General features: G+C 44.0%; 18 protein-coding genes, 4 tRNA genes and 1 riboswitch. Of the genes, 14 read left to right on the plus strand and 8 right to left on the minus strand.

The window, feature by feature from the left end; translation table 11 throughout:
* Nucleotides 1-108: 108 nt before the first annotated feature.
* Complete coding sequence (locus tag MHI38_RS23195) at nucleotides 109-807, minus strand: ArsR/SmtB family transcription factor (RefSeq protein WP_341181743.1); 699 nt, start codon at nucleotides 805-807, stop codon at nucleotides 109-111.
* A gap of 127 nt (nucleotides 808-934) precedes the next feature.
* Here MHI38_RS23195 and MHI38_RS23200 point away from each other — a divergent pair, with 127 nt between their 5' ends.
* The gene (locus tag MHI38_RS23200) at nucleotides 935-1,531 is read left to right on the plus strand and encodes a flavin reductase family protein (RefSeq protein WP_221787936.1); all 597 of its coding nucleotides are present in this window, start codon (nucleotides 935-937) and stop codon (nucleotides 1,529-1,531) included.
* A gap of 183 nt (nucleotides 1,532-1,714) precedes the next feature.
* On the opposite strand, the gene MHI38_RS23205 is transcribed toward MHI38_RS23200, so the two are convergent.
* Nucleotides 1,715-2,608: a Cof-type HAD-IIB family hydrolase gene (locus MHI38_RS23205; RefSeq protein WP_341181744.1), complete on the minus strand. Its 894-nt coding sequence runs from the start codon at nucleotides 2,606-2,608 to the stop codon at nucleotides 1,715-1,717.
* Between the two features lie 4 nt (nucleotides 2,609-2,612).
* Nucleotides 2,613-3,389, minus strand: a complete 777-nt coding sequence (locus MHI38_RS23210) for a DeoR/GlpR family DNA-binding transcription regulator (RefSeq protein ID WP_090918125.1) — start codon at nucleotides 3,387-3,389, stop codon at nucleotides 2,613-2,615.
* A gap of 351 nt (nucleotides 3,390-3,740) precedes the next feature.
* Between MHI38_RS23210 and MHI38_RS23215 the strand changes: the two genes are divergently transcribed.
* From MHI38_RS23215 to MHI38_RS23230, 4 genes are all read left to right on the plus strand, one after another.
* Nucleotides 3,741-3,812 (plus strand) — tRNA-Glu (locus MHI38_RS23215).
* 120 nt (nucleotides 3,813-3,932) lie between these two features.
* Nucleotides 3,933-4,008: transfer RNA gene (locus MHI38_RS23220), tRNA-Lys, on the plus strand.
* A 15-nt stretch (nucleotides 4,009-4,023) separates the two neighbouring features.
* Nucleotides 4,024-4,106, plus strand: a tRNA-Leu gene (locus MHI38_RS23225).
* Between the two features lie 259 nt (nucleotides 4,107-4,365).
* Nucleotides 4,366-4,791 carry a helix-turn-helix domain-containing protein gene (locus tag MHI38_RS23230; RefSeq protein WP_090918123.1) on the plus strand — a complete coding sequence of 142 codons (426 nt, stop codon included), beginning with the start codon at nucleotides 4,366-4,368 and terminating at the stop codon, nucleotides 4,789-4,791.
* A gap of 89 nt (nucleotides 4,792-4,880) precedes the next feature.
* On the opposite strand, the gene MHI38_RS23235 is transcribed toward MHI38_RS23230, so the two are convergent.
* The 3 genes from MHI38_RS23235 to MHI38_RS23245 form a co-directional block, all read right to left on the minus strand.
* Nucleotides 4,881-5,507, minus strand: coding sequence for a hypothetical protein (locus MHI38_RS23235; RefSeq protein WP_341181745.1), 627 nt, complete (start codon nucleotides 5,505-5,507; stop codon nucleotides 4,881-4,883).
* A gap of 34 nt (nucleotides 5,508-5,541) precedes the next feature.
* Nucleotides 5,542-5,745, minus strand: a complete 204-nt coding sequence (locus MHI38_RS23240) for a Rha family transcriptional regulator (protein WP_090918120.1) — start codon at nucleotides 5,743-5,745, stop codon at nucleotides 5,542-5,544.
* Between the two features lie 266 nt (nucleotides 5,746-6,011).
* Nucleotides 6,012-6,713: an urease accessory protein UreF gene (locus MHI38_RS23245; RefSeq protein ID WP_167375681.1), complete on the minus strand. Its 702-nt coding sequence runs from the start codon at nucleotides 6,711-6,713 to the stop codon at nucleotides 6,012-6,014.
* Between the two features lie 461 nt (nucleotides 6,714-7,174).
* Between MHI38_RS23245 and MHI38_RS23250 the strand changes: the two genes are divergently transcribed.
* A tRNA-Leu gene (locus MHI38_RS23250) sits at nucleotides 7,175-7,257 on the plus strand.
* Between the two features lie 204 nt (nucleotides 7,258-7,461).
* Here the strand turns inward: MHI38_RS23250 and MHI38_RS23255 are convergent.
* Nucleotides 7,462-7,941 (minus strand): glutathione peroxidase, encoded by a 480-nt coding sequence (locus MHI38_RS23255; protein WP_123063300.1) that lies wholly within the window; start codon nucleotides 7,939-7,941, stop codon nucleotides 7,462-7,464.
* Between the two features lie 378 nt (nucleotides 7,942-8,319).
* Nucleotides 8,320-8,495, plus strand: a riboswitch (cyclic di-AMP (ydaO/yuaA leader).
* 117 nt (nucleotides 8,496-8,612) lie between these two features.
* On the opposite strand from MHI38_RS23255, the gene MHI38_RS23260 reads away from it, so the two are divergent.
* A complete protein-coding gene (locus MHI38_RS23260; protein WP_090918114.1) occupies nucleotides 8,613-9,041 on the plus strand; it encodes a hypothetical protein in 429 nt (142 codons plus the stop codon).
* A gap of 157 nt (nucleotides 9,042-9,198) precedes the next feature.
* A complete protein-coding gene (locus MHI38_RS23265; protein ID WP_186809752.1) occupies nucleotides 9,199-9,897 on the plus strand; it encodes an HAD-IA family hydrolase in 699 nt (232 codons plus the stop codon).
* Between the two features lie 130 nt (nucleotides 9,898-10,027).
* Here MHI38_RS23265 and MHI38_RS23270 read toward each other — a convergent pair whose 3' ends face one another.
* On the minus strand, nucleotides 10,028-11,386 hold the full coding sequence (locus MHI38_RS23270) for an Nramp family divalent metal transporter (protein ID WP_341181746.1): 1,359 nt from the start codon (nucleotides 11,384-11,386) through the stop codon (nucleotides 10,028-10,030).
* A gap of 397 nt (nucleotides 11,387-11,783) precedes the next feature.
* Here MHI38_RS23270 and MHI38_RS23275 point away from each other — a divergent pair, with 397 nt between their 5' ends.
* The 6 genes from MHI38_RS23275 (at nucleotide 11,784) to MHI38_RS23300 (ending at nucleotide 15,253) form a co-directional block, all read left to right on the plus strand.
* Nucleotides 11,784-12,203, plus strand: coding sequence for an organic hydroperoxide resistance protein (locus tag MHI38_RS23275; protein WP_090918107.1), 420 nt, complete (start codon nucleotides 11,784-11,786; stop codon nucleotides 12,201-12,203).
* A gap of 251 nt (nucleotides 12,204-12,454) precedes the next feature.
* Entirely contained in the window at nucleotides 12,455-12,700 is a 246-nt protein-coding gene (locus MHI38_RS23280; RefSeq protein ID WP_090918105.1) for a zinc ribbon domain-containing protein, read from the plus strand.
* Between the two features lie 104 nt (nucleotides 12,701-12,804).
* Nucleotides 12,805-13,083, plus strand: a complete 279-nt coding sequence (locus MHI38_RS23285; RefSeq protein ID WP_090918103.1) for a hypothetical protein — start codon at nucleotides 12,805-12,807, stop codon at nucleotides 13,081-13,083.
* A 148-nt stretch (nucleotides 13,084-13,231) separates the two neighbouring features.
* The gene (locus tag MHI38_RS23290; RefSeq protein ID WP_308722539.1) at nucleotides 13,232-13,654 is read left to right on the plus strand and encodes a thiol-disulfide oxidoreductase DCC family protein; all 423 of its coding nucleotides are present in this window, start codon (nucleotides 13,232-13,234) and stop codon (nucleotides 13,652-13,654) included.
* A gap of 131 nt (nucleotides 13,655-13,785) precedes the next feature.
* Entirely contained in the window at nucleotides 13,786-14,643 is an 858-nt protein-coding gene (locus tag MHI38_RS23295; RefSeq protein ID WP_154890885.1) for a DUF6612 family protein, read from the plus strand.
* 226 nt (nucleotides 14,644-14,869) lie between these two features.
* Nucleotides 14,870-15,253, plus strand: coding sequence for a VOC family protein (locus tag MHI38_RS23300; RefSeq protein ID WP_154958501.1), 384 nt, complete (start codon nucleotides 14,870-14,872; stop codon nucleotides 15,251-15,253).
* Nucleotides 15,254-15,369 lie beyond the last annotated feature (116 nt).

The raw sequence follows: 15,369 nt of genomic DNA on the forward strand, positions 1-15,369 counted from the left end.
AGAGTATCCCTCTCTCTCCGTTCTGAATATACACTTTTAATCCTCTTTACATGAATGAGTAAATTCTTCATGTAAAGAGGATTTTTTGGTTTTTAGCATCTGAGCCGTTTACAGAGAAATATCCAAAAGCTCGTACAAACCTGATTTTCCAGCCTCGGTTACTTCTACAGAGCGACTTCCTGTTTTTTGACGAATCCAATTCAGTTCAAGTAATCGCTGAACGAGCTGTTCACCAAGCAAGCCGGACAGGTGATGACGGCGTTCGCTCCAGTCCAGGCATTTACGAGCGATGGCCCGGCGTGATCCTGGCTTCAATTGCAGCTTAATTCCAAATGAGCTAAACCACTGTGATCCTTCCTCCGTAATTAGATAATCCTTACCTTGCGTTTCTTTAGGTTCAACCAGATAACCTCTCTTGAGCAATGCTTCGCAGAGTAAAACCCCGAGTTTTCCAGCCAGATGACTGTAGCAGGTGCGAGCATAACTTAATTGTTGCAATTGATTGGATTGCTTCAATGAGCGAACCTGTACCGCTGGGGCAATGCTGGCCATTTTCTCAATCAGATCCGCAATTTCCTCGTTCGCAAGACGATAATACCGATGACGACCTTGCTGTTCTACTTCCAATAGTCCTCCCGTTACAAGTTTAGCAAGGTGATTACTTGCGGTCTGTGGACTGACTGCGGCCATATAGGCCAGCTCGCCGGCAGGTAACGCCCTTCCATCCAGCAGAGCGGAGAGGAATATAGAACGGCTTGTATCAGCAATAAGTGAGGCAATAACAGTGATATTCGGATATGCATTCATACTTCGATGATAGTTGAAATAATGCTGTATTACAATTGGTTTCAATTCATGAATTGAACAGGAGAGGTATAAGGTGAGCAACGATATGCAGCAGTATAGCACAAAACAAACTACCCAGTCGGCTCGGATGAATCAGCACGAGACTATTAATCCCAGTATTCTATACTATGGCACCCCTGTGATCATCCTTAGTACTTTAAACGAAGATGGGTCTACGAATCTTTCCCCATTATCGTCTTCTTGGGCGCTGGGGGATTGTCTGGTGCTGGGGATAGGTACACAGGGCAAGGCTTATGAGAATCTCTGTCATTATCCTGAATGTGTTATTAATCTGCCGGATGACTCAATGTGGGGAAAAGTTGAAGCGCTGGGGCGGTTGACGGGAAGCTCTCCCGTGCCAGAAGTTAAAAAACAAATGGGATATACGTTTTGCCAAGATAAATTTAGGGCAGTAGGTCTGACGTCTCAAAGCTCAGTTCAAGTAGCGCCAGATAAAATAGCTGAATGTCCGCTTCAGATTGAAGCGGCTGTACAACATATACGTATCCCGGAGCATACGCCGAATATGGCGGTTGTAGAAGTGAAAGCGGTGAAGGTGCATGCACATTCTCATTTGATTTCAGATTTCAATAAGATTGATCCAAAGCAATGGCATCCGTTGATTTATAATTTCAGGCATTATTACGGACTTGGGGAGAGACAAGGGGAGAATTTTCGGGCATAGAAATAAATGGCTGATGAGATTGAGTAAGAGGGCAAATAAGAGGTCGAGGGAGAGGTTAAGTGAGAGTTGCGCTCCTTGGCATGTTACGGAACCCAAAAAAACAAGCACAGGCTGGCTCGGTTAAGGAGACTGCTGTGCTTGTTTTCACTTCACTAATGTTACTAACCTTTGAATGGTACTTTATCAGCCTTCCGAGACAATGGTTTCCTCAGGCGCAATCGGTTTGCCTTCTAACAGGCTATGAATCGCATGAGCGACGCCATGCTCCACATTGGTTAGTGTGATTGTTTTAGCCATGGCGCGAATTTCGGGTTCGGCATTGCCCATTGCGATACCTAGCCCAGCCATTTGTAACATGGAAACATCATTAAAGTTATCCCCGATCGCGGCTGTGTCTTCCATCGAAATGTTCAAGTGCTCCGCCAGTTTGGAGAGGGCATTACCTTTGGATACATCCGGGTGCTGCATTTCAAAGTTATGCTCAAAGGAGACTACCATTGCCACATCGGTTCTGGAGGAGAAATATTCACGTCCGCGTTGCACCTTTTCTGGATTCATCGAGAAGGCCATGATGTTATAGATGCAAGCTTCTGCCGGAATTTCGAGATGGTTGTTCACGCGGTGATAGTCTTTTTTGTCGTAGTGTTTTTTGATCGAACGGATCATGCGCTCGATATCTTCACCGGGTTTTGATCCCAGGACACGTTCCAATTCGGCGAGCATCGTCTCATGAGTACTGATTGCAGCGTATATGCCCATCTGAGTTGAAGCTTCATAATAAATGTGCTCATCTTCCAGCCATTGCATGACAGAAGCGGCCGTTTCACGTTCCAGAGGGAGGTGGAATAAGCGTTCTCCATTCTCATCATGAATGGTAGCGCCGTTGGAACCGATAATCGGTGTTTTGATTCCGCCTTGGCGGCTAATCGCCACAACATCTGAATATACGCGTCCGGTCGCAATGGTTACTTTCATGCCAGACTGTTGCGCTTTCTGGATGGCATCGGCATTCTCGCGGCTAATCTGGCTGTCTCTATTCAACAAAGTTCCATCTAAATCGGTAGCAAATAACTTCATATCTTTACAACTCCTTATCTTGTGTGGGTTCAGGGATTAGAATCTCAACCTTTTGTTCGTTTAAAAAATCCAGCCATTCCTGATCCGGCCATTGATCTGTAATTAATACGTCTACCAGCGACCAGTCTGCAAAACGATAACCATAACGTTTGCCCATTTTGGAGTGGTCGGCGAGGATAATTACTTTTTTGGCCGATTTCATCATCTGATGTTTGATCTTGCCTTCCTCTTCAGAAGCACTGAATCCATCCATAGTGAGACCGCCAATGCCTATAAAGGCTTTATCCACATAGTAGTGGGAGAGTGTCTCAATAACCGGTGTACCGTAGACATAACGCTGTTCCTTATCCAATCGGCCTCCTAACAGTCGAATCTGGACTGCTGTGTGCTTGGATAACGAATCAGCAGAGTGAATGGAATTTGTAATTACAGTGCAGGATTTCCCGTTCAGATTCTCCGCGCAGGACTGCACCGTTGTGGAGGAATCCAGGATAATGGTTTCTCCTGAACGAACGAGAGCAGCGGCCAGTTTGCCAATGGCTCTTTTTTCCTCAGATACATACTTCAGCCGGTCTTGATACGACTTGAATTCTTGTGGGGGAGAAGGGAGGATTGCACCACCGCGTGTGCGAATAATGGCTTCCTGCTCTTCGAGTTTAATCAGATCCCGGCGTGCCGTATCTCGTGAGACATCGAATAAAGATACAATCTCTTCAGCCGAGATACGATGATGCTTGCGCAGGTGCTCAATAATGAGTTGCATGCGTTCTTCTTGAAACAAACGTAAAGCCTCCTTATATTCATGGATGACCGTGCGTTATACTATAGTTTAATTATAAGTAATTATAATGTGATCTGCAATATTGTAAGCGAAAATAAGTTTTCATAAGTTTTTAATCATTAATTTACATAATTAAAGTACGGTCATGACAAGAATATGCTTTTAGATATAACGAGATAAGGTAAATAAGAAGCGAGATTAGGAGATAAGAAGTCGGCCGATGGGTTGAGAAAATGACCTTTGGATGCGAGCAAAAATTTGGGTTTTAAAAGAATATAAAAAAAGTATTGCACTGTTCTGTTTCTCTGTGATATACTCATTCTTGTCGCCAAGAAGACAAATTGTTCATAAGGCCCGTTGGTCAAGGGGTTAAGACACCTCCCTTTCACGGAGGTAACAGGGGTTCGAATCCCCTACGGGTCATAGTATTACCTCATTCTTCACCGTTAAAAGATTCGTCTGTAATAAGGGGTTTCTTTGAAAGTCACTGCTCTGTAACATCCGATATGAAGCATGGCATAACATCAGGTGAAGGTACATTGAGAGCCATTAGCTCAGTTGGTAGAGCACCTGACTTTTAATCAGGGTGTCGAAGGTTCGAGCCCTTCATGGCTCACCATTTACAATTTTATATGCGGTCGTGGTGGAATGGCAGACACGCTATCTTGAGGGGGTAGTGGGTGTATACCCGTGGAGGTTCGAGTCCTCTCGACCGCATCAGATTTTAGAGTGAGACATCCTTAAGGAATTAAGGGTGTCTTTTTCTATTTTTTTCGCGAATGCTAAGTTATTGTTTAAAACGAACCTTTAATCAGCGAACCGGGCCAATCAGATTGAAGTATTTATCGGACGATACTCCAGACGACTGGAACAGTGCCTTTCCTGGATATAAAAGGGCTGAGGATTCAGAAATATTGTGCTATAATTCAATCATATGGCATTTAAGTTGATATTACGGTTGGAAGGCGGTTCTTGCATGAAGTCAATCTATGAGCGAATTGAGCACCTGATTGCCGAAAGAGGGATGACAAAGAAGGCCTTCTGTGAACAGCTGAAGATAAGCACAGGCAATCTGGGTGACTGGAAACGTGGTAAATCAATCCCGAGTACAAATAAACTCATTGAAATTGCTTCATTTTTTGATGTGAGTCTGGACTGGTTAATGATTGGGCGTTTATCGAAGGAAGCCATTGTGCGGGAAAAGCGGGAAGATTATTTTTTTAACGTTTTGCGGCAATTGAATTGCCAAGAGAGTGAATTATCGACTGTGGAACAGTCTTTTATTAGTGAATATATCGAGTTCACTCGTTATCGCAAATTCAAAGAGAGTAAAGATTCCGGAAACTATAGCTACCAACCTGAAGCGGAAGACGAAAATAAGTCAGAGCAGGAAGGGACGTAAGTGTCTCTGATTGATAAAAAACCTCCATCTGTGCCCATGGGAATGATTTCCGGGACAGTAGGGAGGTTTTTTTCTGTAGAAATATCGGTTTAGTGATGCTGGTCAAGAATACTGGAGTATTTGGGGTACAACTGGCGGATACAATCTGGGCAGATGTCGTGTGTAAACTCGGCGGAAGTATGTTTTTCCAGATAGCGCTCGACGCTGTTCCATTCGTCTGATTCATCCTTGATATGTTTGCAAACGGCACAAATAGGCAGTAGTCCATGGAGGGTGCGAGCTTCAGTCAAGGCTTGTCGCAGCTGAAGTTCTGTCTTCTTCTGTTCTGTAATATCTGTGTGAGCCACCAAAGCGAGGTTGGTATCCGTCGTAGGTCCGTTCTGTAAGGGAGTAAGTTCTACGCGAAACCATTTCTCTTCGTTGTGTGGTGTAATAACAGAGATATCGTATGTATGAGTTTGGTTAAAAGGAACAACGTTATGCCTCAGGTACCTCGCGAACTTGGTTGGATAGTGGTTTTTCTGTTGTGCTGCCCATGCTTCCATCAGGTGAAGGTAATGATTGTGGCGGCTGGCTGCACGTATGAAAAGTTTATGAAGTCCGTGCTGCCAGGCCCGGTTACAGCTTCGTATCATCCATTGATGATCAATAATGATCAACTGATGATTGGTCGCCTGGAACGATAGGCTTTCCAGGTCGGATGTAATGGTTCCCATGAGAGAAGTCCTCCTTATGATGATGAAAGTGTTCTTATCTCAGTTCCTCTGGTATGTTCAAAATGTCAGCGACCTGATGTCTGAATCGGGTTGCTTTGCGTGTGCCATGAATAAGGTTGGATAGACGGTAGGGCGGAATATCATGTTGTTCGCAAAAGGTTTTTTGATCGACCTGAAGTTCGGTTAGCCGTCGTTTGATAGCCCATCCGAACGGAGTGACTGGTTTCTTCTTGTTCAATAGGGTTCACCCCTGAGTGGATTTTATAGTATTCAGCAGGTCATTCTTCGTGTAAAATAGATAGGAATACGTGCTGTTAGTTACATTATATACGTAAATTCGTCATCTAACAATTAAAAAATACGGAAATAAGTGTATTTTTTGAATTAAAATGACGTAAGTTCGCATTTTGTTGATTGAACAAAATAAAAAAACACGCCAGCAAGGGGAGTTGCGGCGTGTTTTTGGTGTGCTCTGAAAAAGAGGTTTCGAGGAGGAGTGCGGAATTATGCTCTGTAAGCGTGCAGGCCTGCTCCAAGCATGTGGAAGCTGGGGAATAACGACTTCATAGACATGGACGTAGGATGCATGGGTGCATCCGGTGAGGAGGCGCTCACGGTAGTCCATTCATTCTCAAGGTCTGCGGTCAGGCGAGCCAGCAGTTCCCGAGTGGCATTTTCATTTAGGGGGATAACTTTGCAAGCTTCGGATACGCATGCATTCATGGCTGAATGTAAGTAGCCGAGAACCGCCTCTTCGACGGGGATATCGAGGTGGTGGTTGATCCAGGCGTGAACGGTGGGGAGGCAACCAACTGAATTGTATTTTACGAAGATTTGTTCAAGCGGGCTAAGGTCGATCCAAGGATGCAAGGCGCGAGACAGTTTGATTAAACGTTTGCCTATGATTGTTGCTTGCTCTCTAAGTTCAGGAGGGGTTCGCTGTACATGCACAAGTTTGTCGATCAGGGCAATTCGCCAAGTATCCTTATGATCTGTTGCGGTGTAAATCCCCTTGATAGCCATACCTTCTAGACGAACGAGACTGGGGTGTAACTGGCAACGCATAAATGATTCAAGTTCCTCAGCTGTCCGAATAGTGCCTTCCTTGATGTGGGTGTCCATGCCGAAGAAATGGGTGAATCCTCCCACCTGGACAGAGGGATCAAGCAGTTTCGCATAATCGAGTAGCTTATTCCCACGGTTCACGATCATTCGCCTCCTGCGCTTTATTGTGTTATGTTTAATTACATATGATGATCTTTTCTTAAGTTTAATGTGTAAATCCGAATTATATGATATATATATTCACATAAATATCCGTGTTTTGTCAATGATTTATGAGAAAATAAAAAACTTAATTAAATACAATTCATAATTAGTGTTATATAATATAACATTAAAAATTCTATCTGTGTCATATATCCATGTCTAAAATCACTTTGGCCATTTTGCCGAATCAGATTAATGATATGTAATTTTCGAGGAAATATGACTGAATTTTGCAAGAGGTGTGGAATAGGAAGGGGTGAAGAACTGTTATCAATTTAGAGTAAAGCCGGTTGTAGTAAAATGTCATTCATAAAGTCATTCATAAAGTGATTAATAAAGACTTTACTTTTGTTTAAGAATCCGGTATAATCAATTCTGTTGCCGATAATTTACGACATGCGGTCGTGGTGGAATGGCAGACACGCTATCTTGAGGGGGTAGTGGGCGTATGCCCGTGGAGGTTCGAGTCCTCTCGACCGCATCATATGAAGATTTACGAGAGAAGCTTTCCGTGATGGAGAGCTTCTTTTTTTGTTTTCATATAGCAACAAGGACGAATTATTCAGGATGAGGACATGTGTTAAAAGAGAGGACGCAAAAAAGCCGCCCAAAAGCTTGAGCAGTTTCTGGCTCTTTGCTTTATAGGTGGCTTTTTTCGTTTATATGTTTGTTCAAAAGTCTATATTTATTTGTTAATCAGCTTCTGAATATCCTCTTCGATTTTGTCCGGTGTAGTCTGCGGAGCATATCGTTTCACAACTTTACCGTCCTGATCGACAAGGAATTTGGTGAAGTTCCATTTGATGGCTTTGGAACCGAGCAAGCCTGGTGCTTCTTTCGTAATGTGTTGGAAGAGCGGATGAGCGCTTGAACCATTGACGTCAATTTTTTCAAACATCGGGAAGCTTACGCCATAATTCATCTGACAGAATTCAGCAATATCGTCGGAAGATCCTTTTTCCTGCGCGAATTGGTTGCTTGGGAATCCAAGCACTTCAAACGGAGCATCCTGGAATTTATCCTGAAGCTCTTGCAAGCCCTTGAATTGAGGGGTGAGACCGCACTGGCTTGCGGTATTCACAATTAACAACACTTTGCCGCGATATTGGGACATCTCAATCTCTTGTCCGCGAAGGGTGTTTACTTTGTAATCATAGACTGACATGGGGAACGCCTCCATCCTGTTATTCTTAATAAACTTATTATATTTTAAACAATTAAATAATGCAAAACTTATTTGGATTTAGCGTTGTTATAACCATTCGCTTGCTGGACTCCGAAATGGATGAGAAATACATGAATCAATTTTTGTGCGGTTGAGAATTAGGTAGCTTGGAAGAGAAGGATAGCGTATGACCTCATTGTAAGCGTTATTATCAAAGGTTATTGCCGGAAATCTGGCGATTCGGTGATCTGTATGCACTTTACATGATGATGGTACGGGTGTATGATTCATAGCGTAATTTGAATTTTAATTAAATTGTACCTGAAAAACGAAACAAACGATAATATCGATCGGTCTTATACTCAAGATTTACGAACGATGTTTTAATCGCTGAGTTTCCATTCATTGTGGATGGAAAACGGGGGAACCAACAGAATGGGCTGTATGACAGCAGCGGACATTCATGGGGTGAATTTTTCGGTGAAAGCCGGAAATAGGGCGACTCTCGCGCCCGAATCCGTCAGCTAACCTCGTAAGCGTTAAAGGGAGAGGCAACAAACCGCACGCTGGTTCATGGCGATTTCGTCATGGATTATTTAAGAAGCGTTTCGGAGGCCTTGGTCCCCACGCTTCTTTTTTGTTGTCTTTTCACGCCAAGGGAGGAACGAAGAATGGATAAAGAGATGATTTTGGTAACCGCTCCGAATGAAGCAGGACGTAAATTTGTGAAATTGCTGATGTATAAAAAAATGCCATTTGCCGTTCTGACGAACAGTGCTGATGAGGAGCGCAAACTTCGCCGTCTTGGCGTAGAACACGTCATCCGTATGAATACAGCAGCTGCTGAGAAATGGTTTTTGCCGCAAGGCAGTGTAGGCAATGTATTTATTTTTGAGAACAGTCTGAACTTGACATGCCGCTATCTCCAAATTTGTCGCTCTTGGACATCGAAGTCCTTGTGTGTGATCACGGAGCAGAGCCATCCTAAAGGGATTTATCGTGGAATGGGCGCCGATAAAATTGTGTATTCACTGAATGGAGAAGTCGGGTTCCTTCTTAATAGCTGCAATAAACCGGAGGCTGAAGTGAGCAGCTTGTGATTGACATTGATCCAAGGTAAGACGCCTGTTATAATTGCAGGTATAGACTAACGGAATTTGAGGAGACTCATGCTTGTCGTGGGTCTTCTTTTTTTATGGAAACAGTACGGTAGTATAGAAGCGAGGGATAACCTGCAGCTTACGAGGAGGAATCAGCGTGCCGGATATTGCCGGATTGAAGTGGTTGTTTTTTGATGTGGGGGATACGCTGGTGGACGAATGGGAGCCTGTAGATGATATTATTGGGCAGTTCGTTCGGGAAGCGAATGATTATGGCTATCCAGTAAAGATTGAGGCGGTAAGAGAACTGTTTGCTACCTGTTACCGTAATTATGAACAGTGGCCCATGAAAGTGGCCATACGTACATATATTGATGATGAAGATCACCGCATTCAGATTCAGGACAAGCTAAAATTCCATAAAGAATTGGAGCAACCGTTTCCTTCTGCAACCAAGGTGCTTGAACAGCTTTCGCATCACTATCGCATTGGCATCATTGCGAATCAGAGCCCTGGGACTGAAGCAAGGCTGGAGAGTTACGGACTTCGTAAATATGTCCATGTCCTGGCCTGTTCGGCAGAAGAAGGGGTGTCCAAGCCTGATCCGGAGTTGTATGCGGTTGCTCTGAAGCAAGCTGGATGCGAGCCGGAAGAAGCGGTTATGATTGGAGATCGAATTGATAATGATATTATGCCAGCACGTAGTTTAGGCTTACGCACCATTCGTATTTTGCAAGGATACGGAAGGTTTCAGCCAGAGCTCTCGGATGGCGAGCGTGCAGACTGGACGGTGGAGTCCCTAGATGAACTGCTGCCGCTACTCATACCCGATGAGAATGCAGGTAAATCTATATGAGTCTCAGGTTAGATCGTGTGGGGTAGATTAAAGGTATGAGGGTATTAGAGCGTATCACAATAATGATACAAAGAAGGCCGATTTGCGTTGGGATCAATACCAACAGCGAATCGGCCTTTTCATATATAAACTAGAACAGCATGATGGTCTGGATGATTAAATACACATTCAGCACAACGATGATAGCGGCAATAGCCCAAGAGACGATTTTGAGCCACAGTTTGTTTGCAAAAGGCCCCATGCTTTTTTTGTCACTTGTGAACATCACAAGCGGGATGACGGCGAATGGCAGCTGCAGGGACAGGATGACCTGACTCAAGATCAGCAACTCTTCAGTGCCGCGCTCACCGGCAATAGCAGTGACGATAACAGCAGGAATGATCGCAATCAGTCGGGTAACCAGTCTACGCAACCACGCCGGGATACGGATATTCAGGAAGCCTTCCATGACGATCTGTCCTGCAAGCGTGCCTGTAAGGGTTGAGTTCTGACCGGATGCGAGCAAAGCTACGCCGAACAAGACACTGGCGATCGTTGTACCAAGCAGTGGGGTTAGCAGATGATATGCATCGGATATCTCTGCTACCTGTGTCATGCCAGCGCTGTGGAATACAGCTGCAGATACGATCAGGATGGCTGCGTTAATGAACAGAGCTAACGTCAAAGCAATGGTTGAATCCAGTGTGGTGTAGCGGATAGCTTCTCTTTTGCCCTGAGTCGTCTGCTCAATCTGACGGGTCTGCACAATGGATGAATGCAGATACAGATTGTGCGGCATAACGGTAGCTCCGATGATGCCAATGGCGATGTAGAGCATGGCCGGGTTTTGCAAAATTTCGGTGCTAGGAACGAATCCGTGAAGAACACCGCCCATATCCGGTTTCGCCAAAAATAGGTCGATGCCGAAACAAAGAGCAATGGTTGCCATCAGCACGATGACGAGTGTTTCCAGTGCACGGAATCCTTTGTTTTGTAGTACGAGAATGAGTAATACATCCACTGCGGTAATAATCACACCGTACAACATGGGAATGTTAAACAAAAGTTTAAGAGCGATTGCTGAGCCGATGACTTCGGCGAGATCCGTAGCCGCGATAGCCAGTTCACATAGAATCCATAACATCATGACAACGGGAGCGCTGAAGCGTTCACGACAGGCTTGGGCGAGATCACGCCCAGTGACAATACCTAGCTTGCCTGCGAGGGATTGAAGCACCACGGCCATCATGTTGGAAAAAAGGATGACGGACAATAACGTATAACCGAATTGCGAGCCGCCTGCGATATCCGTAGCCCAGTTGCCGGGGTCCATATAACCAACAGCGACAAGATACCCTGGGCCGACAAAGGCGAGGAACTTTTTCCACCATGCCGCATTTTTGGGTACTTTCATGGAACTGTGTGCCTTACCTAGCGAGGGGGCCATCGTAGCTGCGGAAGCAGACGCATATTCGCTGGATGGAGAATTGAACGGATTTTTTTGACTCATACATGGATCACCTGACTTTACAATAAGATGTGGCCGGCCTGTAGCCGGAATAAATTCATTTTTAGGATGTGCTCTAGCACAAATGCTGTGGCAAATAAACGGGATAAATACGAGTGCTCATATATCTAAAATTTTATGTTCATGTTTACATTGTACACCCTCAATAATTTTTGTCTAGTGCAACTTTTGTGTAGTCGGACAAAAAAAAGGAGAATTTTTCGAAGAGCCTCTTTATATCGTACCCATTTCGTAAAAAGATACGACTTTTATCACGTACGCATGAAATTTAGCCAAATGTAAAAGCTGATAAAGTACACAATCAGACGTTTCAAATCGAGCCAGAAGTTTAAAATGAATTGTAGGCAGTCAAAACTTTATTAACGAAGGAGAGATTCTGATGGAAGCTTTATATACAGCAACAGCGACAGTAAAAGGTGGACGAACAGGTTCGGTGGCTTCTTCGGACGGTGTACTGCAACATGATCTGAAAATGCCGAAAGAACTTGGCGGTGCTGGTGGAGAAGGTACAAATCCCGAGCAACTTTTTGCAGCTGGATACGGTGCATGTTACGAGAGCGCTCTGGCTAACGTGGCACGCAAAGCAGGTGTGAAATTGGAGAATGTCGTTGTAACCAGCAACGTATCGATCGGCAAAGATCCAACAGATGACGGATTCAAGCTAGCGGTTCGTCTGGATGTGAGTATGCCGGGAGTGGATCACAGTCAGGCTGAGGATCTTGCCCGCAAGGCGCATGACTTCTGTCCGTATTCAAAAGCAACCCGCGGCAACATCGACGTTGTACTCAACGTTGTCTAATAGATAGGAGAATCCCTGGCTTTTTCTCTTTGAAAGGCACAGGTAAAACAAAGAGCAAGGTATCCAGTGATATCTGATCTTCAAGCACACAAGCCCTGCTGGTAGCTCAGCAGGGTTTTGTTTTCCAACATATATCACCTGAGAATTCACCTAATCTGAAAGCGGAGGAGGATTTCTCCGTATTAAGTCGTACTCTTTTACATAAACGTACAGTCACTTCATGCCACATATTCCATTAAGGGGGAACGGCGATGAGTATTGAAGAGATGATTGAGAGGAAATTTGTATGCACCAAATGCCGGGGTACGGAATGCAACATTAAAGAAGTCTCTATGTCAGGAGCGGGGCTCAGTAAGGTGTTTGATATTCAGCATAACCATTATTTGTTTGTAGGCTGTACGGCCTGTGGATATGTGGAAGTGTTTAACCCGGACGTGTTGAAAGGCAAGAAACAGGGACAAGTTGGCACGATTCTGGATATTCTGTTCGGCGGATAGACATGCGTGAGTTGACATCGACCTGAAATTTCTTTAATATGATTTAGTACTGAAAGTGTCAGTGTCATTAGCATGAACCAAATTTGAATTCACGGGTGATATCCATGTCTTATAGACCAAGCATTGCACAACTGCAAGTAGCCAGCAAAAACGAAAAAGACGGATTGTACGAATTTACGATGAAACTGGTGGATGGTACACAGTGCCGTGTATTCTACTCCAAATCTCCGGATTGGAAAATGACTGCGATCAGCCGTCTGCAGAAAACACCTTGTCCTGTATGTCGTAAAGACTTCATCTGCAAATGTATGGATCAATGGTCAGGTGACCTGCATCAACAAATGATTAACGACGAGTGGATGGAAAAAGCACTGGCTGAGTAATTGTCGGACAGTTATGAGCGTAGGCACTGAGCCTGCGCTTTTTTTCTATTTTGCCAGAGAGATTGGTGGATCAAATTTAGGTTAGGCGAGGAAAGTTGCTCAAAATGGGTAAGTAATCTAACAGCACCATATAGGAGGCCACGATCATATGACAGTAGACCAAGAGGATAAGCATCAGGGACACCCGATTGTTCTTGTAGACGGCGTTTGTCACTTCTGCCAGGGGTTAACCAAATGGATTATCAAGCGTGATCCGAAGGCGAAATATCATTTTGCTTCACTTCAGTCGGATGTGGCGAAAGGATTGCTGGAGAAGGGTGGTCTGAGAACTGACAGCATGGATACGTTTGTATTGATTGAAAATGGAAAATACTATACACGCTCCACAGCAGCGTTAAGGTTGGCCAAAGGTCTCAAGTTTCCTTATCCGCTACTCTATGTGTTTGTTATTGTGCCCAAATTCATTCGTAATGCAGTATACAACTGGGTTGCGCGCAATCGGTACCGCTGGTTTGGGAAGGACGATGCATGTATGTTGCCTACACCCGAGACTAAAGATCGATTTTTATAAGTATAAAAGTATCAGTTTTCAAGGATAAGCTTCCATAAGAAAGAAGTTTCATGTAAGGTGATTAATATCGGCAATTACTGGGTAATTACTGTGGGTTACATTATTTTTTACATTATTGGGAGGATAACAACTTGAAGAAGTGGACGACAATGATTATTGGGGCATTATTGGCAGTAAGCTTGGCAGCATGCGGAAACGACACAGATAAATCTGCAACGCCGCCAGCAGGTAATGAAACAACGACTGAAAGCAACAATACAGCGGAGCAGAATGCGGCTGTTCCAACACTGGATGAATTGCTTGCCAAAACAGGTGAAGCAACGAAAGCGCTGAAAAGCTTCACTACAGAAGCTAACATTGATCAAAAAATTAAAGTGGATGCTGGTGAGCAATCTCAAGATCAGCAAGTAAAAACGTCTTTGAAAATGGATATCATTAAAGATCCAATGATGATCTATCAAGAGATGGAACTGGATATGTCTGGACAAAAGCAAAACGTAAAACAGTATATTACTTCAGACAAAATTTACTCCCAAGTGGGGGACCAGTGGGTAGCGATCCCAGAAGAGCAAACGAAGGCGCTCATCGAACAATTGAAAGCTAGCATGAACCCGGAAAAAGAGCTGGACCAATTCAAAAAAGTAAAAGAAGACGTTAAGATCACTGAAGAGGGCGACAACTATGTCCTGAACGCAGATGTATCGGGTGACAATGTCAAGGAATTGGCTAAATCCGTTATGGAACAAAACGGTTCAGATGCTCAAATGCAGGCTATGCTTGATCAAATGAACATTAAGAGCATGAAGATGAAATATTTGATTAACAAAGAGACGTCTCTTATGGAGAAGATCGATGTAGAGATGGTGATGGAGATGGAGCAAAACAATCAGAAAATGACGATGGACATGAAAATGGACACTTCGTTCTCCAACCATGACAAAGTTGCAGAAATCAAAATCCCGCAAGAGGCTTTGGACAGCGCAAAATAAGTAAAGCCTGAAACACCTTTGATTCTTACTTCGGAATACCTGTGGGTAGACCGGATAAGGATCAGGGGTGTTTTTTTGATTTTGGAAGTTCTTTAGAGTGTTATAATATGGACTTGTATGATTTATTTTTTAAATTTGGTCATTTGTAAAAGGATCAGCCGTGATTGTAAACATGTGGTTGCGTAAGGTTAATTCATCATTGTTTTAATGGGAAGGGGATACCGAGATGATCAAATATGCACATATTCATCACGTAAGTCTGGCTGTTCGTAATTTGGAAACCGCAAAAAAATTCTATTCGGGTTTGCTCGGAATGCAGGAGATTGAGCGTCCTCCGTTTCGTTCCACGGGTGCGTGGTATGCGATCGGCAGTCAGCAACTTCATCTGTTGCAACATCCGGAAGGTCATACGCTGCGGGAAGCGGGGATTGATACAACCGACGGACATTTTGCACTTTGGGTGGTCAGTTATTCGGAGACGCTAGCTTGGCTGGAAGAGCAAGGTATTGAATATGAAGCTAGACCAGATAGTGTGGCTGGATTCGCTCAGATTTTTATCCTTGATCCGGATCGAAATATCATTGAATTTGGAGCGCCTTATGGTTCTTAAGTGAGATGGTTAGAATAAATCCCTTGCTCGTCCAGAAATTGTATGTTATAGTGTGCATACATTCATAGCACGTGACGGAAGCACCGTCCATATCCTGCAATTTCATGCGGGAAATG

Origin of the sequence: Paenibacillus sp. FSL K6-1558 (assembly GCF_038002565.1) — a bacterium.
GTDB classification, from domain to species: domain Bacteria; phylum Bacillota; class Bacilli; order Paenibacillales; family Paenibacillaceae; genus Paenibacillus; species Paenibacillus polysaccharolyticus.